The 22,002-nt window shown below is 71.6% G+C and carries 20 protein-coding genes; 8 read left to right on the forward strand and 12 right to left on the reverse strand.

The features are described 5' to 3' along the window. Positions 1 to 161 precede the first annotated feature (161 nt). Both ACNYC2_RS19630 and ACNYC2_RS19635 read right to left on the reverse strand, forming a co-directional pair. On the reverse strand, positions 162 to 959 hold the full coding sequence (locus ACNYC2_RS19630; RefSeq protein ID WP_419703406.1) for a LuxR C-terminal-related transcriptional regulator: 798 nt from the start codon (positions 957 to 959) through the stop codon (positions 162 to 164). A 185-nt stretch (positions 960 to 1,144) separates the two neighbouring features. Next, entirely contained in the window at positions 1,145 to 2,716 is a 1,572-nt protein-coding gene (locus ACNYC2_RS19635; RefSeq protein ID WP_419703407.1) for an ATP-binding protein, read from the reverse strand. Positions 2,717 to 3,110: 394 nt separating this feature from the next. On the opposite strand from ACNYC2_RS19635, the gene ACNYC2_RS19640 reads away from it, so the two are divergent. Continuing rightward, the gene (locus ACNYC2_RS19640) at positions 3,111 to 4,715 is read left to right on the forward strand and encodes a M15 family metallopeptidase (RefSeq protein ID WP_419703408.1); all 1,605 of its coding nucleotides are present in this window, start codon (positions 3,111 to 3,113) and stop codon (positions 4,713 to 4,715) included. Between the two features lie 94 nt (positions 4,716 to 4,809). On the opposite strand, the gene ACNYC2_RS19645 is transcribed toward ACNYC2_RS19640, so the two are convergent. Beyond that, complete coding sequence (locus tag ACNYC2_RS19645; protein WP_419703409.1) at positions 4,810 to 6,750, reverse strand: anthranilate synthase family protein; 1,941 nt, start codon at positions 6,748 to 6,750, stop codon at positions 4,810 to 4,812. Between the two features lie 303 nt (positions 6,751 to 7,053). Here ACNYC2_RS19645 and ACNYC2_RS19650 point away from each other — a divergent pair, with 303 nt between their 5' ends. The 3 genes from ACNYC2_RS19650 (at position 7,054) to vanX (ending at position 9,795) form a co-directional block, all read left to right on the forward strand. Then, the gene (locus tag ACNYC2_RS19650) at positions 7,054 to 8,052 is read left to right on the forward strand and encodes a D-isomer specific 2-hydroxyacid dehydrogenase family protein (protein ID WP_419707863.1); all 999 of its coding nucleotides are present in this window, start codon (positions 7,054 to 7,056) and stop codon (positions 8,050 to 8,052) included. A gap of 70 nt (positions 8,053 to 8,122) precedes the next feature. Next, a complete protein-coding gene (gene vanA / locus ACNYC2_RS19655; protein ID WP_419703410.1) occupies positions 8,123 to 9,160 on the forward strand; it encodes a D-alanine--(R)-lactate ligase in 1,038 nt (345 codons plus the stop codon). Between the two features lie 11 nt (positions 9,161 to 9,171). Continuing rightward, positions 9,172 to 9,795: a D-Ala-D-Ala dipeptidase VanX gene (gene vanX, locus ACNYC2_RS19660; RefSeq protein WP_419707864.1), complete on the forward strand. Its 624-nt coding sequence runs from the start codon at positions 9,172 to 9,174 to the stop codon at positions 9,793 to 9,795. Between the two features lie 89 nt (positions 9,796 to 9,884). Here vanX and ACNYC2_RS19665 read toward each other — a convergent pair whose 3' ends face one another. The 6 genes from ACNYC2_RS19665 to ACNYC2_RS19690 form a co-directional block, all read right to left on the reverse strand. Then, positions 9,885 to 10,586 carry a hypothetical protein gene (locus ACNYC2_RS19665; protein ID WP_419703411.1) on the reverse strand — a complete coding sequence of 234 codons (702 nt, stop codon included), beginning with the start codon at positions 10,584 to 10,586 and terminating at the stop codon, positions 9,885 to 9,887. Then, entirely contained in the window at positions 10,583 to 11,179 is a 597-nt protein-coding gene (locus tag ACNYC2_RS19670) for an RNA polymerase sigma factor (RefSeq protein WP_419703412.1), read from the reverse strand. Before ACNYC2_RS19670 ends, ACNYC2_RS19665 begins: the two co-directional genes overlap by 4 nt. Continuing rightward, positions 11,176 to 12,279 (reverse strand): amidoligase family protein, encoded by a 1,104-nt coding sequence (locus ACNYC2_RS19675; protein ID WP_419703413.1) that lies wholly within the window; start codon positions 12,277 to 12,279, stop codon positions 11,176 to 11,178. The genes ACNYC2_RS19670 and ACNYC2_RS19675 overlap by 4 nt, the downstream gene beginning before the upstream one ends. A gap of 4 nt (positions 12,280 to 12,283) precedes the next feature. Next, complete coding sequence (locus tag ACNYC2_RS19680) at positions 12,284 to 12,838, reverse strand: hypothetical protein (RefSeq protein ID WP_419703414.1); 555 nt, start codon at positions 12,836 to 12,838, stop codon at positions 12,284 to 12,286. Between the two features lie 125 nt (positions 12,839 to 12,963). Beyond that, positions 12,964 to 13,719, reverse strand: coding sequence for an SDR family NAD(P)-dependent oxidoreductase (locus ACNYC2_RS19685; protein WP_419703415.1), 756 nt, complete (start codon positions 13,717 to 13,719; stop codon positions 12,964 to 12,966). 52 nt (positions 13,720 to 13,771) lie between these two features. Continuing rightward, entirely contained in the window at positions 13,772 to 14,611 is an 840-nt protein-coding gene (locus ACNYC2_RS19690) for a helix-turn-helix transcriptional regulator (protein WP_419703416.1), read from the reverse strand. A 219-nt stretch (positions 14,612 to 14,830) separates the two neighbouring features. Here ACNYC2_RS19690 and ACNYC2_RS19695 point away from each other — a divergent pair, with 219 nt between their 5' ends. The 3 genes from ACNYC2_RS19695 (at position 14,831) to ACNYC2_RS19705 (ending at position 18,221) form a co-directional block, all read left to right on the forward strand. After that, on the forward strand, positions 14,831 to 15,775 hold the full coding sequence (locus ACNYC2_RS19695) for an SDR family oxidoreductase (protein ID WP_419703417.1): 945 nt from the start codon (positions 14,831 to 14,833) through the stop codon (positions 15,773 to 15,775). A 52-nt stretch (positions 15,776 to 15,827) separates the two neighbouring features. Continuing rightward, positions 15,828 to 17,189: an MFS transporter gene (locus ACNYC2_RS19700; RefSeq protein WP_419703418.1), complete on the forward strand. Its 1,362-nt coding sequence runs from the start codon at positions 15,828 to 15,830 to the stop codon at positions 17,187 to 17,189. 87 nt (positions 17,190 to 17,276) lie between these two features. Continuing rightward, positions 17,277 to 18,221 carry an SDR family oxidoreductase gene (locus tag ACNYC2_RS19705; RefSeq protein ID WP_419703419.1) on the forward strand — a complete coding sequence of 315 codons (945 nt, stop codon included), beginning with the start codon at positions 17,277 to 17,279 and terminating at the stop codon, positions 18,219 to 18,221. A gap of 99 nt (positions 18,222 to 18,320) precedes the next feature. Here the strand turns inward: ACNYC2_RS19705 and ACNYC2_RS19710 are convergent, their stop codons facing one another. The 3 genes from ACNYC2_RS19710 to ACNYC2_RS19720 form a co-directional block, all read right to left on the reverse strand. Then, positions 18,321 to 19,181 (reverse strand): aldo/keto reductase, encoded by an 861-nt coding sequence (locus ACNYC2_RS19710; RefSeq protein WP_419703420.1) that lies wholly within the window; start codon positions 19,179 to 19,181, stop codon positions 18,321 to 18,323. A gap of 4 nt (positions 19,182 to 19,185) precedes the next feature. Beyond that, positions 19,186 to 20,310 carry an SDR family oxidoreductase gene (locus tag ACNYC2_RS19715; protein WP_419703421.1) on the reverse strand — a complete coding sequence of 375 codons (1,125 nt, stop codon included), beginning with the start codon at positions 20,308 to 20,310 and terminating at the stop codon, positions 19,186 to 19,188. Between the two features lie 209 nt (positions 20,311 to 20,519). After that, a complete protein-coding gene (locus tag ACNYC2_RS19720) occupies positions 20,520 to 21,134 on the reverse strand; it encodes a TetR/AcrR family transcriptional regulator (protein ID WP_419703422.1) in 615 nt (204 codons plus the stop codon). Positions 21,135 to 21,345: 211 nt separating this feature from the next. Between ACNYC2_RS19720 and ACNYC2_RS19725 the strand changes: the two genes are divergently transcribed. Continuing rightward, complete coding sequence (locus ACNYC2_RS19725) at positions 21,346 to 21,999, forward strand: (2Fe-2S)-binding protein (RefSeq protein WP_419703423.1); 654 nt, start codon at positions 21,346 to 21,348, stop codon at positions 21,997 to 21,999. Positions 22,000 to 22,002 lie beyond the last annotated feature (3 nt).

Raw genomic sequence — 22,002 nt, forward strand, 5'->3', positions numbered from 1 at the left:
ATCTGCCACGCGTGAACGGCAATCATGCACGGGCGCACGATCACGCATGAGGAAGTGCGTCGATGCAACCGAGGACAACTCGGAGCACAAAGGACGGGGAATTTCGGTCACTGACCCAGCAAGCGACGAAAGGGCTCGAAAAGGAGCGGGTGAAAAATACCTCAGCCGTTACCGCTGAGCCAGCCGGGCGGGTCCGTCTCGGCCAGCTCCATCAATTCCTTGCGGTCCCTTACCCGCAGAAGGGCATAGATCTGGCGCAGGCGATTGGCGACGGTGCGTTCGGAGACGTATGCCGCCTCCGCGATCCGCGCATTGGTGACGCCCTTCAGGGCCAGGCGGACGAACTCGCGGTCGTTCCCGCTCAGCCGGGCCCAGCCGGGACCGTCCGAGGCGCCGAAGCCGGCGAGGCACGCGTCGATCGCCTTGCGCCAGCCGGGCGTGCCGGCCAGCCGGGCGAGCACCCGGCCCTCCGTCAGGGCGGGCTCGGAGGCCACGCGGTCCCCGTGGGCCAGGCAGTACCGGCCGTAGGCGACGAGCGACCGCAGCCGCTGCCACGGCGAGACCAGGTGCGAGGCAGGCAGCCAGTCCTCGACGCCGTCCCCCTGCGGGCCCGCGGCCGCCAGCATGGCCCGCAGCCGCGCGTAGGCCGCGCCGGTGTCCGCGCCGGCCCGTTCGTGGGGTTCGATCGGCGGGTCGGCGAGCGCGGGCCGGGGCACCTCGCCACCGACGCCTCTCGAGGCCAGGACCGCCTCGACCAGGTCGGCCCGGGCCTGGACCCGGCCCCGGTAGGGCCACTGGCAACGTTCGAGCCCGAGGGCCAGGAGCTCGGCGGCCCGTTCGGCCTGGCCGACGGCGAGGTGTGCCGTGCCGAGGTCCACGGCGAACTCGCCGAGCGCCCTGGTCGACCACGCCTCGGCCGCGAGCGGCACCGAGCCGGCCGGCGCCCTCCCGTCGAGCATCGCCGCCGCGGCGGGCGCGCAGCCCCTGGACCGGGAGCCAGTCCGCGACGCTGGGGCGCAGGTCGGTCACCCTCTCGAGGCACTGCCGGACGTCGGCCGCGCACCCCTCGAACATCGCGACCCGGGCGGCGGCGAGGTGCCTCGCCACGACCTCCGCGACGGTCCTGCCGGACGACGTGCCCGACTCACCGTCCAGGAGCCGCCGCGCCCCGGCCGCGTCGCCCAGCAGCAGCCGGGCCCGCACCTGGAGGCAGACGCCCACCCAGTCCAGGCGTCGCGTGGACCCGATCACGTCGAGGTCCGCACGGAGACCGGCCGGATCGGCCAGGCAGCCGGTGCGCTCGAGCTGGATCAGCGCGGCGGCAGCGCGCTCCCCCCGCCGCACTCTGCGCGGGTCCGACGGCGGTCGCCCCGCTCCACCACAGGTGATCCGTCCACTCCGGGCTGACCGTCGCGGGCGTCCACCAGCGGGCCCGGTCGTCCGCCCACGTCGCCCCGCTCAGCAGCGTGAGGCCGACCGCACGCGCCGCCGCGCGCGGTTCCCGCTCGCCTGCGGAGAGCCCCTCGACGGCGTCCAGGTGCAGCCCGTTGAGGATCACCTCGGCGAGGGTGGCGGCGACCGGGAAGGCCGGTCGGTCGACGCCCGGGCCTGGTCCGCCGTCCACCGTTCCCGGGTCGGCCGGCCCGCCGCCGGATCGTCCGCCGTCGGCCGCCTCGCGGGCCTGTTCCCGGCACAGCAGCGCGAGCAGCGGGTAGCGCGCGGCCAGCCGGTTCACGTCGCCGGGACCCGGCGGGACCGAGATGGTGCCGAGCCCGACGCTCCACTGATCGGAGTCGTCGACCGTACGGTCCAGCACGCCGGCCGCCGCCAGGACCGGATGGTTCGCGAGACGCGACGTCGCGGTGGCGTCGAGCCCGCCGAGCAGTACCTGGAACGTCCGCCGGGCCACCGGCCCGACGGTGTCCGGCCCGGGCCAGTGCTCGCCGCCGCGCCGCTGCCCGGGGCTGAGCCGGTCGGCGAGCTCGAGGGCGAGGCGCGGGTTGCCCGAGCTCCACCAGTGCAGCCGTTCGGCGACGTCGGCGGCCAGCGGCGTCCGCAGCGCGGCGTCCAGCAGAAGGCGCAGCGACCGGGAGTCGAGCGGTCCGAGGTCGAGCACCTCGACGTCGTCGGGCAGCGGACCGACCGGAACGTGCCGGGCCGCGGCGAGGATGCGCCAGCCGCGCTCGTAGGCCAGGTCCCCGAGCTGCTGCAGCCAGGCGGCCCGGCCGGCCGAGAGCACGTCCAGGTCGTCGACGAACAGGATCCGGGGCCCCGCGCTCTCCGGCCCGACGGCGGAGCCGACCGCCTCCAGGAGGCCGGCCGCGTCGAGCTCGTGCCCCGGCGCGGATCCGAGCGGCGCGGATCCGACCGGCACCGGCCCCACCGGCACGGAGTGTGCCGACAGGTCGAGGTGCAGCCGGCCGGAGAGCGCCTGCGCGTACGGACGGGACGAGCACGACCGTACGACCCGCACCGCCGAGGTCTGCGCGCCGATCCGGTGCAACGCGGCCAGCACCGTGGTGCTCTTGCCGATACCGCTGAGACCGCTCACGACCAGGGTCGTGGGATCGAGACCGGTCAGGAACGCCTCGACGAGCCTGAGTTCCCGGTCCCGGCCGTGAACCACGCGATCCGGCCCCCCACCGCCCTGGTCCGGTGCCTGCCCCGACGATCCTGCCGGCCAGCCGCCCGCCCGGGGCCCGTCCTCTGGATCCACGCTCGCTCCCTTTCAGGAAACTCCCATGACTTTCAATGGGCAATGCCAGAGGAAGCCTACGGCCGGCCCCCGTCTCCGCGACCGGAAGGGCGACAGGCCGCAGGGCCTTCGCCTCGTGCGTCAACCCAACTCGTGATACTCCTTTAACGGCCCCCAAGAGATCCTTTAACCGCCGTGGACAGACCTGAGCAGCACGCACCACGAATGAACGCACCAACCGAGGGAGCGACGTGTGAAGGACGAGGCGAAGAAGTTCGCTGTGCCCGTATCCGAACCGGTTTCTCACAGATCTCTCCACAGAAGATGGGTCCGCACCGGCTGGGCCGGCGTTATCGCCACCGTCACTGCGGGAGGTCTGCTCCTCACCGTTTCGGCGAATGTCCCACCCGGGCAGGTGTCCTCCGCTGATGGCGAACGTCCCGCCGAGCACCCCGCCGAGCACTCCGCCGAGCATCGCGCACAGCTCAGGACCGAGCCGGTCGTCCGGGCCGTCCCCGCGGACGTGAGCGTGGAGCAGATCGTGGTGCTCCTCGAGCGGGTCGAGAAGCTGGCGCGAGAGCAGGGCCCGGACCTCAGCCCGACGATCGCGCAGGCCGCCGCCGAGCTCGGGATGCTGTACACGACCTATCAGGCGCAGCAGCAGCCGTCCGACGAGCAGAACGGGGGCCTGCGGGTCCAGGACGCACCCGTCGCCCGCGCCGCCAAGAAGGGCCGGGGCCCGCAGGACGTCGAGGAACCCGCGCGGCAGGAGGTCCTGTCGGCCGTCGCCGTGTCCTACGTGCGCGCCGCGGAATACCACTCGCACGCGGAAGGCGACCAGGACACGGAGGGCGATCCGCACGGTGTCGGCCCCGAGACCGGCCACGTCACCTATGACGAGGTGATGGTCGCGGCGGTGCGGCTGGCGGGCATGCTGGACCAGTCGATGCCTGACGCCTCCGTCGACGTGCAGCACACGGACCGGTTCGACGGGTCACCGCTGCTCGCGGGCGGTCCGGGGCGTCAGGGCTCCTCGCTGCGCTCGAACCTGCACGACGTGGTCGCGGTGTTCGGCGACTCGACGCTCGGCTATGCCAACGGCCGGATCCCCGCAGCGGTGCTCTGCGACCTGGAGTTCGCGCCGGGGCACATGCTGCGGTGCGACGCCGCGGAGCGCCTGACGGCGTTGAACAAGAAGTTCGAGCGGAAGTTCGGCTACCCGATCCCGATCACCGACTCGTACCGCACCTACGTGGAGCAGATCAGCCTCGCGGGCTCGAAGCCGCACCTGGCCGCCGTACCGGGCACGTCCAACCACGGCTGGGGCCTCGCGGTGGATCTCAGCAACCCGATCTCGAGCGGCGCGTCCCCGGAGTACACCTGGCTGCGGGTACACGGCCCGGACTACGGGTGGGACAACCCGTCGTGGGCCCGGCTGGGCGGGGCCAAGCCCGAGCCGTGGCACTTCGAGTTCTTCGCGGCCGGGCCGGTTCCCGACCGTGCGGTCGACCCGTCCGACGTCGAGACGTGGGGCCCGGCCTTCGCGTCGAGTTCCTCCGACAGCACCGGTTCACGGTCCGCGACGGCGGCCGAGCGCCGGCCGAAGGACGACTCCCCCGCTTCCGAGGCCCGTCAGCGGCCGACGAAGCCGAAGGACGAGCCGAGCGCCAAGCCGCCGACGAAGAAGCCGGCCAAGCCCGCCGCGAAGCCCAAGCCCAAGCCGAGCCCGAGCGAGCCGAAGCCCAAGCCGACGCCGAGCAAGCCGGCGCCGAAGCCGACGACTCCCCCGGCCGGTCCCGTCCCGTCTCCGGTCCCGTCGCCCGTCCCGACGCCGACGCCGGTCCCGACACCGACGCCGGTTCCCTCGGATCCCGGCGAGGAGCCCCCTGGCTCCCCCTCGCCGGCACCCAGCCCGTCCGAGCCCACCCAGCAACCGGCGACGCCGCCCGAGACGTCGCCCAGCCCGTCGGCGCCGTCCGGCTCCCTGTCCGACCTCGCCGAGGGCCTCGGCCTGACCTAGGACTGACAGGCTCGCTCAGCGACCCCTACACCCTGCATGGCGTCACCGGCGCGTCGCGTGCAGCGTGTAGGGGTCGCTCGTCGAGACCCCCGACTCACCGCACCGCCGGGACCCCCAGGACGTGCCGGGTCAGGGCGTCGAGGACCGTGAGGCCGTCGGACGACAGCACCGACTCCAGGTGGCCCTGGACCGAGGCGACACGCGGGCCGCGCAGCGCGGTGAGCACGCCGTCCGCGTCGACGGACGGTTCGAGGGCGAGCCGGGGCACCGGACCGTCGTCGGCGGCGCTGGTCGTGGTGACGTACGCGCCGAAGGTGTTGTAGTAGCCGACGGCGGCCGTGCTGCCGAACACGTCGGCGTCGAGCCGCACGCCCTGGCGCGGCGCGGGGAGCGCGCGGACCGGGAAGCCGGCGAGGCCCGCGAGGACCTGGTGGCTCAGGCAGACCGCGAGCAGCGGCCGGCCCGCGGCGACCCGCTCGTGGATGCGCCGCGCGATGGAGGCGATGCGTGGGTCCTCGTGATCGCGCGGGTCGCCGGGCCCGGGGCCGAGCACGACGAGATCGTCCGCGAGGACGTCGAAGTCGGCGTCCCACCGGACCATGCGGGTGTTCATGCCGAGGTGGCGCAGCTGGTGCGCGAGCATCGTCGTGAACTGGTCCTCGTGGTCCACGATCAGGACGTTCGGGCCGGTGAGGGCCGTCGCCGTAGCGGGGCGGACGGCGTCCTGCGGGCGCACCCAGAACTCGGCGAGCTGGCTGTTGCGGGCGGCCAGCGTCTCGGCGACGCCGGGCTGCGCGTTCAGGTCGACGGCGACATCGGGTCCGGCACCGCGCGGCACGAGCCCGAGCGAGGTCAGCACGCCGGACGCCTTGGCCCGCGTCTCCGCGACCTCGTGCTCGGGGACCGAGTGGCGCACGAGGGTCGCTCCCGCCGGGACGGACACCCGGCCGCCGTCGTGCAGATACGCGGTGCGGATGAGGATCGGGGCGTCGAGGGAGTAGCTCGCAGAGCCCGACGAGGCAGGCTCCTCAGGCTCGAACAGCGCGAGGAATCCCGAGTAGTAGCCGCGCGGGCGTGTCTCGTGGCGGGTGATCACCGTGCAGGCGTTCTCCATCGGCGACCCGGTGACGGTGGGCGCGAACATCGTCTGGCGCAGCGCCTCACGGGGGTCGAGGTCGGTCCGGCCCTCCAGCAGGTACTCGGTGTGGCTGAGGCGGGCCATCTGCTTGAGGTACGGACCGACGATGCGCCCGCCGTCCGGGCAGAGCGCGCTCATCATCTTCATCTCCTCGTCGACCACCATGAAGAGCTCCTCGTTCTCCTTGGTGTCGCGCAGGAACTCCAGGACGCCGTCGCGCGTGGGGCCGGTCGCGGGGTGGCGGTAGGTGCCGCTGATCGGGTTCATCCGCGCGACGCCGTCGTGCAGGGTCAGGTGCCGCTCGGGCGTGGCGCCCGCCAGGGACAGCGCCTCGCCGTCGGACACCGGGGCGTGCACCGCGAAGGTCCAGTACGAGCCGATCTCGTGCGTGAGGAGCGCACGGAACCACGACGTGAGCGTGGTCACGGGCGCGGCGGAGGTCTGCGCCTCGAAGCGGCGCATCACGACGAAGTTGGCGCCCGCGCCCTGCCCGATCTCGTCGTCGATGACGCGGCGCACGATGCTCGCGTACTCGTCGTCGGGGAGGTCGAAGCCGAGCGGTTCGGCGGCGACGGGCTCGGGCGGGAGGACGCCGACGGCGTCGGCCACGGAGACCCGCTCCGACTCGCGGACGACGAGGCAGCGCAGCGGGGCGCCGTCGTCGTGCACGGTGAAGCCGCGCTCGACCGCCTGGCGGAACGGGACGATCGCGAGCACCGGCGCGCCGTCGAGCGGGATGTCGCCCAGGAGGCCGACGTCGACCACCTCGCCGACCAGCACCTCGACCTCCAGGCTGCCCTCGCGGCGCAGGAGCGCGAACGGGAGGGTGCCGTCGGAGGCCAGGACACGGCCGAGGAGCGGGTGGTTCACGGTGGCGGGGGTACGGCTGTCGGACATGCGGGGCCTCTCGGTTGGGGGTGCCCCGCCCCGGTCCGCGGCCTCGTGGAAAACACGAACGACCGCCTCGGGGAGAGGCGGTCGTGGACGTGTGTGGATGCGTCGCGGCTCGCCTATTCGGCGGGCCACCAGTCCTGGCTCGTGAGGTGCGACGTCATGGCCGGAACGCTAGCCGGACAAGGTGCGAGATGTCCACAGGTAGCCGGACGGCCGGTACCATCCGGGTATGCACAAAGCGATACGCCCCAGCCACACGACGCTCTCTTGACTGGTCGAATGAGCTCCAGCGGACCCGCACCGGCGATGACCTCCGACGCCCGATCCCGGCCGTCCGGCTCGGCCACCGTCGCGACGACGGGCATCACGGTCTACGGCTGCGGAGCAGACGAGGCAGCCCTGTTCCGGACGATGGCGCCCCGCTTCGACGTCGAGCCCACGATCATCGATGCCGCGCTCACGGAGGAGACCGCAGACCTCGCCCTCGGCAACAGCTGCGTCAGCGTCGGCCACAAGACGCAGATCACCAACCCCACGCTGCTCGCGCTGAGCAAGGTCGGGGTCGAGTACATCTCCACGCGGAGCGTCGGCTACAACCACATCGACGTGTCGTACGCGAAGAGTGTCGGGATCACGGTGGGCAACGTCGCCTACTCCCCCGACAGCGTCGCCGACTACACGCTGATGCTGATGCTGATGGCCGTGCGCCAGCTGAAGTCCGTGCTGCTCCGCGTCGAGGCCCACGACTACCGCCTGAGCGAGACGCGCGGCCGGGAGCTGCGCGACCTGACCGTCGGCGTCGTCGGGACGGGGCGGATCGGCACGGCGGTCATCGACCGCCTGCGCGGCTTCGGGTGCCGCGTCCTGGCCTACGACACGCGCGCGGCGACCTCGGACGACCACGTCCCCCTGGACGACCTGTTCCGCGAGAGCGACATCGTCACCCTGCACACCCCGCTGACGGCGGCGACGCACCACCTCCTCGACCGGCGGCGCATCGCGCAGATGAAGCCCGGCGCCTACGTCATCAACACCGGCCGGGGGCCGCTCCTGCACACCGAGGCTCTGCTCGAGGCACTGGAGAGCGGGCACCTGGGTGGTGCCGCGCTGGACGTCGTCGAGGGTGAGGAGGGGGTCTTCTACGCGGACCGCCGGCACAAGCCCCTCGACGACGGAGCGCTCGCGCGGCTGCACGGGCTGCCGAACGTCGTCATCACGCCGCACACGGCGTACTTCACGGATCACGCGCTGGCGGACACCGTCGAGAACAGCCTGATCAACTGCTTGAACCACATAAGTATCTGAAACCACTGATATGTGACCTGCTCATATCTGCCCTGCTCGACTGCCTGAAACTACGAGAGCGAGAAACTGCATGTCCAAGCTCAATGTCGGAATCCTCTTCGGCGGCCTCTCCGAGGAGCACCCGATCTCCGTGAAGTCCGCACGGGAGGTCGCGAAGAGCCTCGACACCGAGAAGTACGAGCCGTTCTGGATTGGCATCACGACAAAGGGCGACTGGCGGCTCTGCGACGGTCCCGGGGAGGGCTGGGAGGACGCCGGCTCGCGTCCCGTCACGCTGTCGCCCGACCGGAGCGTCCACGGCCTGCTCGTGCTCGGGGAGAGCGGGTACGAGGCGATCCGGCTCGACGTGGTCTTCCCCGTGCTCCACGGCCAGCTGGGTGAGGACGGCGCCGTCCAGGGCCTGCTGGAGCTCGCCGGTATCCCCTACGTCGGCTGCGACGTCCAGGCCTCCGTGGTGTGCATCGACAAGTCCCTCACCTACACGGTCGTCCAGGCCGCGGGTATCCGGACGCCGGACCTCAAGATCGTGCAGGGTGACGAGGCCGTCGACGCCGACGAGCTCACCTACCCCGTCTTCGTGAAGCCCGCCCGTTCCGGCTCGTCGTTCGGCGTCAGCAAGGTCACCGGCCCGGACGAGCTGGCCGCCGCGCTGGCGGACGCGCGCCAGTACGACTCGAAGATCCTGATCGAGGGCGCCGTGGTCGGTCGCGAGGTCGGCTGCGCCGTCCTGGGCAACGACCCCGACCTGTTCACCGGTGAGGTCGACCGCGTCGACCTCTCGCACGGGTTCTTCCGGATCCACCAGGAGAAGTCGCCCGAGACCGGCTCGGAGAACTCGACGTTCATCGTCCCCGCCGACATCACCGAGGAGGAGCGCACGCTCGTCCAGGAGACGGCCAAGGCCATCTACCGCGCCCTCGGGTGCAAGGGGCTCGCCCGCGTCGACACGTTCCTGACCGACGACGGACAGGTGATCCTCAACGAGGTCAACACCCTGCCCGGCCTGACGTCGTACAGCCGCTACCCCCGGATGATGGCCGCGGCCGGGCTGCCGCTCTCCGAGGTGATCGACCGCCTGGTGCCGCTGGCGCTGCAGGGCGCACGGTGACAGACAGCACGATGAACGGCGAGTTCGCCTTCGTCGACGAGCTCGTCCCCGGCATCCGCTGGGATGCCAAGTACGCCACCTGGGACAACTTCACCGGAAAGCCCGTCGACGGCTACCTGGCGAACCGGGTAGTGGGCACCAAGGCCCTGTGCGCTGCTCTCGAGCGCGCGCAGGAGCACGCCCGGTCGCTCGGGTTCGGGCTGCTGATCTGGGACGGGTACCGGCCGCAGCGTGCCGTCGACCGCTTCCTGCAGTGGTCGCGGGAGCCGGAGGACGGCCGGACCAAGCAGCGCCACTACCCGAACATCGCCCGGGAGGAGATGTTCTCGCGGGGTTATGTCGCGGCCAGGTCCGGTCACACCCGGGGCAGCACCGTCGACCTGACGCTCTTCCACCTCGACAGCGGCGAGCTGGCGAGCATGGGCGGTGACCACGACCTGATGGATCCGGTCTCGCACCACGGGGCCGCGGGCGTGCCGGACCTCGAGGCCCGGAACCGGCAGACGCTCTGCACGGTCATGGAGGAGAGCGGGTTCGACCGCTACGACAACGAGTGGTGGCACTACAGCCTCCGCGACGAGCCGTTCCCCGACACCTACTTCGACTTCGAGATCTCGACGACGGTCCCGGCGTAGGCGGCGACCGCAGCCGCTCGGACGGCTCGGCCGACCGGAGGGTGTGTCCCTCCGGTCGGCCGGGGACGCGCTCGCGAACCGCCGCCGGGTCAGGGCAGCGGAAGCTCCTCGCCCCGGAGCAGCATGTCCCCGGCGCGCACCTTCGCCTCGACCGGGTCGACCTGCCACAGCTCGGCGAGCTGCTCGGCGTCCTCGTACGTGACCCCGGCCTCCAGGAGGGCCTCCTGGGCGTCCAGCCGCAGGTAGGGCGGGTCTTCTGGCGCGGACGTGCCCGGCGCCACCGGGAGGGTCTCGCCGTCGAGGATCATCTGGCCGGCGCGGGCCTTGGCTTCCAGCGCTTCGACGTTCCACAGCTCGCAGAGCTCCTCCAGGTCCCCCGCCGAGTACTCGGCGCCCCAGAACGCGTCGTGCTGCTCGCGCGTGTAGCCGTCGGGCATGGCGGACCACTCGACACCCACCGCCTGCGCGACGCCGTCGACCGCTACGGCGAAGCCCGAGAAGGGGTTCGCCGCGGCGGCGGCGCCCGCACCGACCACGCCGAGGGCCGACGCGATGACGCCGGTGACCGCGATGGTGCCGGCGCGCCGGGCGAACGGGGTGACGACTCCGCTCCGGCCGTCGGCCGCCTCGACCTGGGCGGCGATGCGCTGAGCGGTGGCGGCGGTGGCAGCGGCGTCGGGCTCACGCGAACGCAGGGCGGCGGCGACCAGCTCGGTGAGGTCGTCGTGCCGGCCGCTGCCCCCCGGCCGGGGTCCGGGCGCCGGCGTACCGGCGGGACGGTCCTTGGTCATCGCGTCTCCATGTGGTTCAGGTCGGTCTTCCGGAGCGTGGTCAGGGCGCGCGAGGCGTGCGAACGGACGGTGGCGGACGACGTGCCGAGCACCGTCGCGATCTCGGCGTCCGCCAGTCCTTCGTAGTACCGCAGCACGAGCACCGTGCGCTGGCGCGGCGGCAGCTGTTCCAGACGGTGCCACATGGCGTCCTCCTGGGCGAGGCGCTCCGCGGGGTCCCCGCCGGTGCCCGCGTGACCGACCAGGGTCTCGTCTGCCGTGGGCCGGATCATGCGGACGTGCCAGCGCCGCCGCCACGAGAGGTGCTCGTTGGTGACCATGCGCCTCAGGTACAGGTCCGGACGTTCCGTCAGGGCGATCCGCCGCCAGCGCTGGTGCGCCCGCAGCAGCACCTCCTGGACCAGGTCGGCGGCGGTGTGCTGGTCCCCGACGAGCACCGTCGCGTAGCGGATCAGGCCCGGCAGATGCGTCCGCACCAGCTCGTCGAGCGTGCCGGCCGAGCCGGTGCCGTCCGCGCCGCGCCCGGGTACCGGCGCGCCTACCCGCGGGGTGGGCGCGCTCGCCGGCCCGGAGGCCTCCACCCAGATCGTCATCGAGCGGCACCCCTCGACGCCAGCTCGAGCAGGGCGCCCACGGGATCGTGCGCCGCCCCGCCGTCGGGCCGCGGGACCGGGGCGTCGTCGAGACACCTCCGCATCAGGCGCTCGACGAGCGCTGCCCTCGGGACGACATCCGACGCGTCCAGCGCACCGGGCAGGATGCGCACCTCCACCGTGTCGCGCACCGGCTGGGGGGCGACCAGCTGCGTGAGGTTGACGTCGGCGTACTTCGTCAGGCCGATGCCGCGCGCGGCGGTACCCAGCTCGGCCCAGGACAGGCCGTCCCGCTCCACGAGCTGGAGCAGCTCGGCGGGCAGCGGAGCGAGCCTGCGGCACGCCCCGTTGGTGCCCAGCGCCTCCCACAAGGGTTCGCGCCAGTGCCCGAACAGCCGGACCAGGTTGGCGAACGACGCCGTCCGCCGGAAGGCCGCGCCGTCGAGGTGCAGGTGGACCGCGGCCTCCGCCGGAACCGTGAACCCGAGGTCCCGCGCGGGAGCGAGCAGGTCGTCGAGATGCCGCCAGTGGCCCTGGGTGATTGGTGGGGTGACCACCTCGCAGGGCCGCTCGCGCCCCGCGGGCAGCGGCATCGCGACGGCGATGGTGGCGCCCGTCGCGTCGTTCACCCGGGCCGCCCCGCCCTTCAGCTCGACCCGGGTGCCGAAGAGCTCGGCGACGGGGGTCAGGACGTCGGGCAGGGCCGCTTCGGGGTCGGTGTGCCGCTCGATCAGGCGCAGCAGGCGCGGCTCGTCGCACAGCACGCGGTACCAGCCGCGGTGGCCACGAGTGGTCGCCCCGGCCAGGTCGGACACGATGGTGATGTCGTCGACGAGCCGCGCCACCGGGGCGCCGGCACTGTCGACCACGTCGAACGCGGGCGACAGGTGCCGGAACACCCCGACGCCCGGCACCGGCGACGGCTCGCTGTCGGTATGGAACGACCGGCGCACCCGGCCGCCGCTCCGGGCCGCAAGGGCGTCCGCGAGCGCCCGCCGGTCGGAGCCGGCGGGTGCGAGCAGCTCGATCTCGAAGCCGATACGCGACGTGAGGGTGTTGATGGTCGCCTCCTGGCGAGTCGTCAGCGGTGCCGGGCGCACAGGATCAGCTGGTGGCCGAGGTGGCGGGGCCGATGGGCAGCTCCTCGCCGTCCAGGATCATCTGGCCGGCGCGGGCCTTGGTCTCGACGTGCTCGGTGTCCCACAGGTCGTTGAGCGTCTCGACGTCCTCGGACGAGTATCCGGCCTCGAAGAACGCGAGGATCGCCGCCTGCTCGTCCGCCGGGAGCTCGGGGGTGGTGTGCGTGCCGGGCTCGAACGGGAGCGCCTCGCCGTCCAGGAGCATCTGGCCGGCGCGGGACTTGGTCTCGGTCTCGCCGAGCGACCAGAGCTCCTGCAGCTCGGCGAGGTCCTCGCCGCTGTACTCGGCGGCCCAGAATGCCTCGTACTGCGCCTGGGTGTAGCCGGCGGGCATGTCGGACCAGTCGACGCCGGCGGCGTGCACTGCCGTGCCGACCACCTGGCCGAAGGCCGAGGCGGGGTTGGCCGTGGCGACCATCCCGGCGCCGCCGAGGCACAGGCCGGTGGCCGCTACGCCGATCGCGGTGAGGCGGAGGGTCTTGGAGCGGGCGGTGCGGGGAGTGCTGGGGGTGCTGGTCACGTGGACCTCCAGTTGGTGGGATGTGCTTACCCCCTTGAGACGCCGCCCGGCGCCGAGATGTGGAGTCCGGACAGGAACCAGTTCGGATCGACCTCGTTCCCGCGCCGGCAGACGTCAGGCGGCTGTCACCACGGGAGGTCCGCACCGTCCCAGCTCGTGAAGGTACCGGTCGGGCCGTCCGGCCCGAGACGGGCGACGCGCACCACCTCCCGGCAGGCGTCCTCGACCGACTCCGTCCCCTGGAAGTGGACCAGGGCGGTGTTCGCGAAGCCTGGCGAGACCAGGTTGACCTTGATGTCGGTCTCCTCCAGCTCGATCATCATGGACAGCGTCATGGCGTTCAGCGCGGTCTTCGACGCCGAGTAGACCGGTTCGAAGGTCTTGTGGAACGGCAGGGCGGGGTCGGCCATGATCGTCAGCGAGCCCTGCGCACTCGTGACGTTCACGATGCGCGCGTCCGACGACCTGCGCAGCAGCGGCAGCATGGCCTGGTACACCGCCAGCACGCCGAGGACGTTCACCTCCCAGACGGCCCGCACCTCGTCGAGGGGGACGACGCCGGGCTGCGCCAGCGCGCGGAGCTCCGCCATGTCCTGGACGCCGGTGCGGGTGCTTGAGACGGCGGCGTTGTTGACGAGCAGGTCGAGGCGGCCCGCCTCCTCCTGGATCCGCGCGGCGGCCCTGGTGACCGAGGCTCCGTCGGTCACGTCCAGCTGGAGCGCGACGGCGCCGTCGCCGATCTCGGCGGCTGCCTTCTCACCGCGGGCGAGGTCGCGGGATCCGACGAACACGGTGACCCCGTCGGCGACCAGCTCCTTCGCGACCTGTTTGCCCATGCCCTGGTTGGCTCCGGTGACGAGTGCGATGCGGTTGGTGGGCACGAGCCCCTCCTGGTCTGATGCGGTGTGCTGGGTGTGGTTTGCCGGAGGTGGGTCAGCGCAGCGACTGCGCGCCGATGACGGACAGGACCTGCAGCTTCTCGTAGCTCTCGGTGCCCGGGACGGCGGTGTAGACCATCAGGGAGTGGGCCTGGCCGGGATCGACCAGCCGCTGGCAGTTGAGCTCCAGGGCGCCGACCTCGGGGTGGACGAAGTGCTTCACCTCATGGGGGTGTATCCCGATCTCGTGGTCGTCCCACACGCGCCGGAACTCCTCGCTGCTGTCCAGGAGCAGGTCGGCCAGGTAGGCGGCACGGGAGCCGGGGCCGCGGAGGGTGACGAGCCCGCGCAGGCCGGCGGCATACATCCGCGTCAGGAACGCGTGCTCCTCGGGGGCGTAGATGTCCCGGGCGCTCGGATCGGTGAACCACCGGTAGCCCATGCTGCGGGCGGGCCCGGTGAACCGGGTCGTGTCGCCGGTGAGGGCTACACCCATCGGGGTCTGCCGCAGCGTCTCGCCGAGCTCGGTGACGATCTCCGCGGGAGTGTCCTCCAAGCGGTCGAGGATGCGCAGCAGCCCGGGGTTGATGTGCTCGCTGGAGGTTCCCCTGGGGGGCGGGTTGTGCCCGGCGAGCCGGAACAGGTGGTCGCGTTCGTCGATCGACAGGTGCAGCCCCTGCGCGATCGAGGCGAGCATCTGCTGCGACGGCTGCGGCCCGCGCTCCCGCTCCAGCCGCGCGTAGTAGTCGGCCGACATGTTGCACAGCGTCGCGACCTCCTCGCGCCGTAGCCCGCTGGTCCTGCGCCGCTGGCCGCGGGGCATGCCCACGTCCTCCGGCTGCAGTGCCTCACGCCGGTTGCGGAGAAAGCTCGCGAGCCCCGTGCGATCGATCATGACGCTCCCCTTTTCTTGAAGTACAGCCTCGTTTCTATCCCGTGCGGAGCGCCGTAGCCACGGCCCGGCGATCCCCCCTTGGGCCCGGCCCACCGATACCGGGGTGAGCCGTGACCTCGCGAGCCTGTGATCGGGAGGCCCTGGATAGGCCTGCGCCGTCCGCCAAGGATCAGGGCCATGGCCGACGAACGGCCCCTGACGACTCCAAGGAGCAGAGCGATGCCACGCACACCGATCGACATCACCATCCCTGACCTGACCGGCAAGCGCGCGCTGGTCACCGGCGCCAGCGACGGCATGGGCCTGGGCATGGCCGGGCGTCTGGCTGCCGCGGGCGCGGAGGTCATCATGCCCGTGCGCAACAAGGCCAAGGGCGAGGCCGCCATCACCAGGATCAACCGCGCCGCCCCCGGCGCGAAGGTCTCGCTGTGCGACCTCGACCTGGCGTCGCTGCAGTCCGTGGCGGCCCTGGGCGACACGCTGCGCAAGGAGGGGCGGCCGATCCATCTCCTGATCAACAACGCGGGCGTGATGCGGCCGCCGCAGCGGCTGACCACTGTCGACGGGTTCGAGCTGCAGCTCGGCACCAACCACCTGGGCCACTTCGCCCTGGTCGCCCACCTGCTGCCCCTGCTTCGTGCCGGGCGCGCCCGGGTGACCTCCCAGGTCAGCGTCGCGTCGTCGAGCGGCTCCATCAACTGGCCCGACCTGAACTGGGAGCGTTCGTACAACGTCATGCACGCGTACCGCCAGTCCAAGATCGCGTTCGGGCTGTTCGCCCTGGAGCTGGAGCGTCGCAGCAGGGCCAACGGCTGGGGCGTCACCAGCAACCTCTCCCACCCCGGGGTCGCCCCCACCAGCCTCCTGGCCGCCCGCCCCGAGCTCGGCCGCAGCGAGGACACGCCCCACATCCGGCGGATCCGCTGGCTCTCGGAGCACGGCATCCTGCTGGGCACCCTCGAGACCGCCATGCTGCCCGCCCTCATGGCCGCGACCGACCCTGCCGCCAAGCCCGGCACCCTGTACGGGCCCAGCGGCCCTGGCACCCTGGGTGGTGCGCCCGCCGAGCAGCGGATGCACCGGCCGCTGCACAGCCTCACCGAGGCCGCCCGCGTCTGGCAGGTCTCCGAGGAGCTGACGAAGACCTCCTTCCCGTCCGCATGACCGCACAGCCGACCACCGCGACCCCCACGAGCCGAGCCGCAGGAGAAGCCGCATGAGTTCTGTCACCCCGACCGACGCCCGACGCCGAAGCCCCTGGTGGGTGGTCGTCGGTGCCGGCACGGCCAACGCCGTCGGCCCACCGATGTACCTGGCCACCACCGGCCTGTTCGTCCTGCCGATCGTCGAGGAGACCGGGTTCAGCCGCACGACCGTCACCGGCGCGTACTCGGTCGCCGCCGTCGGCATGGTCATCGGCCTGGTCATCGTCAGCCGGCTCGTGGACCGGTACGCCGCCCGGTACATCCTCGTACCGAGCTTCGTGCTGTTCGCCGCCTCGATGGCCGCCATCGGCCTGGTCCCGCCGGTCGAGGCCGTCTACTTCGTCCCGTGCTTCTTCGTCGGGTTCTTCGGGGGCGGGACAGCGATCCCCGCCACCCGGGTCGTCGTGAGCTGGTTCGACAACAACCGCGCGCTCGCCGTCGGCATCGTCACGGGCATCATCGGCCTCGGCGCCGCGCTGGGCCCCGTGCTGGCCGGAGCGCTCATCGAGAACGTCGGCTGGCGGCAGACCTACGGCTACATGGCGCTCATCGCCGGCCTCGTGTCCGTCACGATGATCACCTTGTTCGTCCGGGGCCGCGCCGAGCAGCACGTGCGCGGACGACTCGTCCAGGAGACGCACGTCGGAGACCGCGACGTCAGCCTCGAGCTCCCCGGCCTGACCTTCGGCCAGGCGCTGCGCACCCGCCAGTTCTGGGGCATCGCGCTCGGCCTCGGCATGGTCGGCGTCGTGATCATCGGGCTCCAGGTCCATCTCGTGCCGATGATGACCGACCGCGGCCTGAGCAACGACCAAGCGGGCCGGCTGCTCGTCATCTTCGGTCTGGCGTCGCTCGTGGGCCGCGTCGCCGGCGGCATCGTCATCGACCGCGTCCACGGCTCCGTCGTCGGGCCGATCGTCATCCTCGCCCCCATCGCCGGGATGTTCTTCCTCGAGCCGCCGTTCTCGACCGCCGCCCTCGCGGTCGCGTTCATCGGCGTCGCGTTCGGCATCGAGGGCGACCTGCTCGCCCTGCTCATCACCCGGTACCTCGGCATGCGCAACTTCGGCCAGATCATCGGACCGGTCCAGGCCATGTTCATCCTCGGCAGCGCCGTAGGGCCGCTGCTCCTCGGGCTCGGCTACGACCAGCTCGGCTCCTACGACCCGGTCATACCTGTCCTGATGGGCGTGCTCGTGGTCGGCGCGGTCCTCATCGCGACGCTGGGCCGCTACGTCTACCCGGCCGTGGACGGCTTCGACCGGCTCGCCGCACGCGACGAGCTCGCCGCCGCCGAGGTGCTCAGCGGGATCGCCGAGAGCCACGACGTCCCCGCTTCATCGGACCGGCCCCGCGCCCAGGTCCGCAGCTGATGGGCCAGGGGCGGATCGACAGGCCCTGAATAACGAGCCGGCGATCAAGGAGTGTGGGGACAACCGCACGACATCAAGGAGCGAACTATGTCCCGCACACCCACCGACATCACCATCCCCGACCTGACCGGCAAGCGCGCCGTCGTCACCGGGGCGAGCGACGGCATGGGCCTGGTCATGGCCCGGCGGCTTGCCGCGGCGGGGGCCGAGGTCGTCATCCCCGTCCGGAACCCGGCCAAGGGTGAGGCAGCGATCGCCACGGTCAAGCGGTCGGTGCCCGGCGCGAACGTCTCGCTGCGCAGCCTCGAGCTGTCCTCCCTCGCCTCCGTCGCCGCCCTCGGCGAGACCCTGCGCGCCGAGGGCGAACCCATCCACCTCCTGATCAACAACGCCGGTGTCATGACCCCGCCCGACCGCCAGACCACCGCCGACGGGTTCGAGCTCCAGCTCGGCACCAACCACCTGGGCCACTTCGCTCTCGTCGCGCACCTGATGCCGCTCCTGCGCGCGGGCGGTGCACGCGTGACCTCGCAGGTCAGCGTCGCCGCCCGCAGGGGCGTCATCAACTGGGACGACCTGAACTGGGAACGCGGCTACGACGGGATGCGCGCCTACAGCCAGTCCAAGATCGCCTTCGGGCTCTTCGGCCTGGAGCTGGAGCGCCGCAGCAGGGCCCACGGGTGGGGCATCACGAGCAATCTCTCCCACCCCGGCGTCGCACCAACCAACCTGCTCGCCGCACGCCCCGAGCTGGGTCGCGCGCAGGAGACCGCCGGACGCCGGATGATCCGCTGGCTCTCGGCCCGCGGCATCCTCGCCGGCACCGTCGAGACAGCGGCGCTGCCCGCGCTCCTGGCGGCGACCGACCCCCAGGCCAAGCCCGGCACGCTGTACAGCCCCAGCGGGTTCGGCAACACCAGCGGCTCGCCGGCCGAGCAGCGGCTGTACTCCCCGCTGCTCAGCGCCGACGAGGCCGCACGCGTCTGGGCCGTCTCGGAGCAGCTGACCAGGACGGCCATCTCGGCGGTGTGAGGCGGGTCCCCGAGACGCTCCCGCCATGGCCCCCATCTGCGATACGTGTCGTATGCAGATGGGGGCATCCCGCGTCGACGCCGCCGACGCCGGGGCGCCTCAGCGCTGGCGCTTGTCGTAGTCCATCCGCATGCTCTGGAAGATGATCCGCTCGACGGGCTCGGGCAGGTTGTGGAACCGCTCGTTCTTGTCCATGACGGCGATCCGGTCCATCTCCTGGGCGGTCAGGGTGAAGTCGAACAGCTCGAGGTTCGACCGGATGTGGGCCGGGTCGGTGGACCCGGGGATGACGATCGTGTCGCCCTGGAGGTGCCACCGCAGGATGACCTGCGCGGGCGACTTCCCGTACTTCCGGCCCAGCTCGGCGAAGAGCGGTTCCGCGAGCAGCTCCCGGTTGCCGCGTCCGAGCGGGAACCAGCCCCCCACGACCGTCCCGAACTGCTCGAGGAACTCCTTCTGCTCGCGCTGCTGGAAGTAGGGATGGCGTTCGATCTGGGCGACGGCGGGCAGCACTGTCGCCCTGCTGATGAGATCGGTCAGTCTCCGACGGTTGAAGTTGCTGATGCCGATCGAGCGCACCTTGCCCGCTCCGACGGCGTCCTCCATCGCCTTCCAGGAACCGTTGTAGTCGCCGTACTGCTGGTGTACCAGCAAGAGGTCCAGGTAGTCGGTGTCGAGCCGCTCGAGCGTGCGGTCGATCGCGGCCGACATTCTCGTGTACCCGGACTCGGTCGACCACACCTTCGTGGTCAGGTAGATCTCGTCCCGCGGCAGGCCGCTGTCCCGGACTGCCCGGCCGACGGCGCGCTCGTTCAGGTACGTGTTGGCGGTGTCCACCGAGCGGTAGCCGACCTCGAACGCGCGAGCCAGCACAGGGCCGACGTCGGCGGAACGAACCTGGTTCAGGCCGATGCCGACCTTCGGGATCTGGTTGCCGTCATTCAGCGTGAAAGTCTCCACGGTGTCAGCCCACCCGCCCGAAGGTGACCTGGCCAAGGTCCTCGAGCGTGGTCCACAGCCTGGCCGCGACCTGCTGGTCCTCGGCCTGTTGAGGTATGCCGGCCCAGGCGGGTAGACCGCTCAGCTCCATGAACCCGGCGGGGCCGTAGTAGGCGCCGGCCTCGGCCTGCGGCGATGTCGCCGCATACAGGGTCGGCAGAGCACCCTGGGCGCCTGGCTGGTACAGGAAAGGCATGTATCTGTGGTTGCGCCCCTCCGTGCTGTCCGGGCCGGGGCCGTCCGGGATCAGGTTGGTACGGGCGACGCCGGGGTGGGCCGCTATGGACGAGATGCCCCAGCCCTGTGCCCTGCTGCGCCTCTGCATCTCGAAGGCGAGCATGAGGTTGGCGAGCTTGGAGTTGCTGTAGGCCGCCCCGTAGTCGTACTCGCGCTCCGCCTGCAGGTCGTCGAAGTTGATCGCCGCGGTGCCGGCGCGAAGGCTGGAGACCCAGACGACCCGCGGCGCATCAGCCGCGCGCAGCAGAGGCAGCAGCCGGGCGGTCAACGCGAAGTGACCGATGGTGTTCGTGGCCAGAACCCGCTCGAACCCGTCGGCGCTCACCTGGCGGACCGCCTGCCCCCCGTCAGCGGCGTTGTTGACGAGAAGATCCAGGCTCGTCCGTGCAGCGCGCATACGGTCCGCGAACCCAGCGACCGATGCGAGGTCGGCAAGGTCGAGCGTCTCGAAGCGGATCGAGGCACCGGGGACGTCGGCCCTGATGCGCCGGACCGCTTCCGCGCCCCGTTCCCGGTTCCGGGACGCGATCGTCACCTCGGCGCCCGCGCGGGCAAGCTCGAGGGCGTTGTGGAAACCCAAGCCGCTCCGATCCTCCACGGGATAGCCGTTGCCGCCCGTGACGAGCGCCGAGAGCCCCTGCAGCGAGGGGACGTCAGCCGCCGTCCACTCGGGGATTCTCGGCAGACCCTGCTGACGCGAGGACATCTCCGGCCGGTTCGCCATCACGGCAGCCGTGCCGCCGCCGACGACCGCGACGCCCACACCGACCCCGACCAGTCGAACGAAGGAACGGCGGGACAGTCCCTTCTTCTCGATTTCGACGGGACCGTTCTCACCTGGTGTGCGTGTCATGTCGGGAACTCTCCTGGTGTGGGCGCCGGGCGAGGGCGACGAGCGTGCCCCGTTCCTCAGCTGGGTGGGCGTGACCCGGCAAGGCTCGCGCGGCACGACGTCGGCATCCAGGACCTTGCGATCCGTGGATGGCCGAGCCGAGGCGGAAGGGTGCTCTGCTCGTCAGTCAGCCGGCCGCGGCACCTCGTCGTGCGGCAGCTCCAGGCGTCCTAGGGGGTCGGCAGGAGCGTCGTGACGAAGCCCCGGATGCGGTCCACGTCGACGTCGGTGTGCAGCGAGTCCTCGTCGGAACCCACCGGCAGCGGCTTCTCGACGCCGAACAAGGCCTGGAAGAAGCGAGGGTGGAGTGAGCGGCCGAGCAGGTCGGTCGCCAGCTCAGCGGAGGCTGGCTCCTGGATCCGGAACTGCTCCGTGATGAACGCCGCGAGGCGGTCCTGGGATGTGCGGAAGATGGCGTCGTGGTACTGGCTCGACGCTTCGGGGAGGCGTTCGGCCTCCGCGATCCCCATCCGGCAGGTGCGCAGCGCCGGCTCACGCAGGAGGAGCTGGAGAAAACGTGCGCAGTACACCGTCACCGCCTCGGTGGCGTCCTGGCTGTACGTGTCAGGGGTCTTGAGACGGTTGAGGTACATCGTGCGCGCCAGATCGAACACCGCGCGGAACAGGAGGTCCTTGCTCGGGAAGTGTGCGTAGAGAGACCTCTTGGACGTGGAGGCGCGCGCGGCGACCACGTCCATGGAGGTGCGCTCGAAGCCCAGCTCGAGGAACACGTCCTTGGCGGACCACAGGATGTGTTCCTTGAGCTCTTCCCCGCGACGTGCCACCGACCTGCCTCCGTCGTGATCGAGATCCGGTACGACGGAGTTTACTCGGCGGGCCGTTCCGCGCGGACGGCGGCCTCCGATCGTGGAGGTAGGGGGACCGAACCGTCCACCAGGGAGACGTGCGCTCCCCTACCGGGCCTTGTCCGACTCAGAAGTAAACGGTACGGTCTAGTTTACCAGCCGTCACGACGAGAGACCGAGCGAGGTCGACATGTCTACCGATGTACCGGAGCCAGTGCCCCAACCAGGAGTAGGACCAACCTCCCGGCTGACCAGACGAACCTTCATCGCCGCCACGGGCACCGCGACGGGAGCCGCCGTCGCCGCCGGGGTGACCGCAACCGGCACCCGCCCGGTATCCGCCACCGAAGACCTGGCGCCCGAACCCGGGGACGGCACGGCTACCCGGGTCTCCTTCCTTCTCAACGGCCGCCGCCAGTCGCTGGTCGTCGACAACCGGACCTCCCTGCTCGACCTGCTGCGCGAGCGGCTGGATCTGACCGGGACCAAGAAGGGTTGCGACGCCGGTGCCTGCGGGGCCTGCACGGTCCATGTCGACGGCCGCCGGGTCAACGCCTGCCTCACCTTCGCGGCGAGGCTCGACGGCGCGCAGGTCACGACCATCGAGGGCCTCGCGCCGGACGGCGACCTGCACCCGCTGCAGCGAGCGTTCATCGAGCAGGACGCCCTCCAGTGCGGTTTCTGCACGCCCGGCCAGATCATGTCGGGCGTGGCCTGCATCCGGGAGGGGCACACCGGGTCCGCGGAAGAGATCCGGGAGTGGATGAGCGGCAACATCTGCCGGTGCGGGTGCTACGTCAAGATCGTCCGTGCGGTCGCCCAGACCGCGACGGGCGGGAGGTGAGCA

It is taken from the genome of Promicromonospora sp. NFX87, assembly GCF_048564965.1.
Classification (GTDB): domain Bacteria; phylum Actinomycetota; class Actinomycetes; order Actinomycetales; family Cellulomonadaceae; genus Promicromonospora.

Bases quoted from the DNA above. Each gene is read 5' to 3' on its own strand.
- ACNYC2_RS19705 (WP_419703419.1), top strand. From the start codon at position 17,277: ATGTCCCGCACACCCACCGACATCACCATCCCCGACCTGACCGGCAAG.
- ACNYC2_RS19630 (WP_419703406.1), bottom strand. From the start codon at position 959: ATGCTCGACGGGAGGGCGCCGGCCGGCTCGGTGCCGCTCGCGGCCGAG.
- ACNYC2_RS19725 (WP_419703423.1), top strand. From the start codon at position 21,346: ATGTCTACCGATGTACCGGAGCCAGTGCCCCAACCAGGAGTAGGACCA.
- ACNYC2_RS19715 (WP_419703421.1), bottom strand. From the start codon at position 20,310: ATGACACGCACACCAGGTGAGAACGGTCCCGTCGAAATCGAGAAGAAG.
- ACNYC2_RS19690 (WP_419703416.1), bottom strand. From the start codon at position 14,611: ATGATCGATCGCACGGGGCTCGCGAGCTTTCTCCGCAACCGGCGTGAG.
- ACNYC2_RS19670 (WP_419703412.1), bottom strand. From the start codon at position 11,179: ATGACGATCTGGGTGGAGGCCTCCGGGCCGGCGAGCGCGCCCACCCCG.
- ACNYC2_RS19645 (WP_419703409.1), bottom strand. From the start codon at position 6,750: ATGTCCGACAGCCGTACCCCCGCCACCGTGAACCACCCGCTCCTCGGC.
- ACNYC2_RS19700 (WP_419703418.1), top strand. From the start codon at position 15,828: ATGAGTTCTGTCACCCCGACCGACGCCCGACGCCGAAGCCCCTGGTGG.
- vanA (WP_419703410.1), top strand. From the start codon at position 8,123: ATGTCCAAGCTCAATGTCGGAATCCTCTTCGGCGGCCTCTCCGAGGAG.
- vanX (WP_419707864.1), top strand. From the start codon at position 9,172: ATGAACGGCGAGTTCGCCTTCGTCGACGAGCTCGTCCCCGGCATCCGC.
- ACNYC2_RS19695 (WP_419703417.1), top strand. From the start codon at position 14,831: ATGCCACGCACACCGATCGACATCACCATCCCTGACCTGACCGGCAAG.
- ACNYC2_RS19665 (WP_419703411.1), bottom strand. From the start codon at position 10,586: ATGACCAAGGACCGTCCCGCCGGTACGCCGGCGCCCGGACCCCGGCCG.
- ACNYC2_RS19650 (WP_419707863.1), top strand. From the start codon at position 7,054: ATGACCTCCGACGCCCGATCCCGGCCGTCCGGCTCGGCCACCGTCGCG.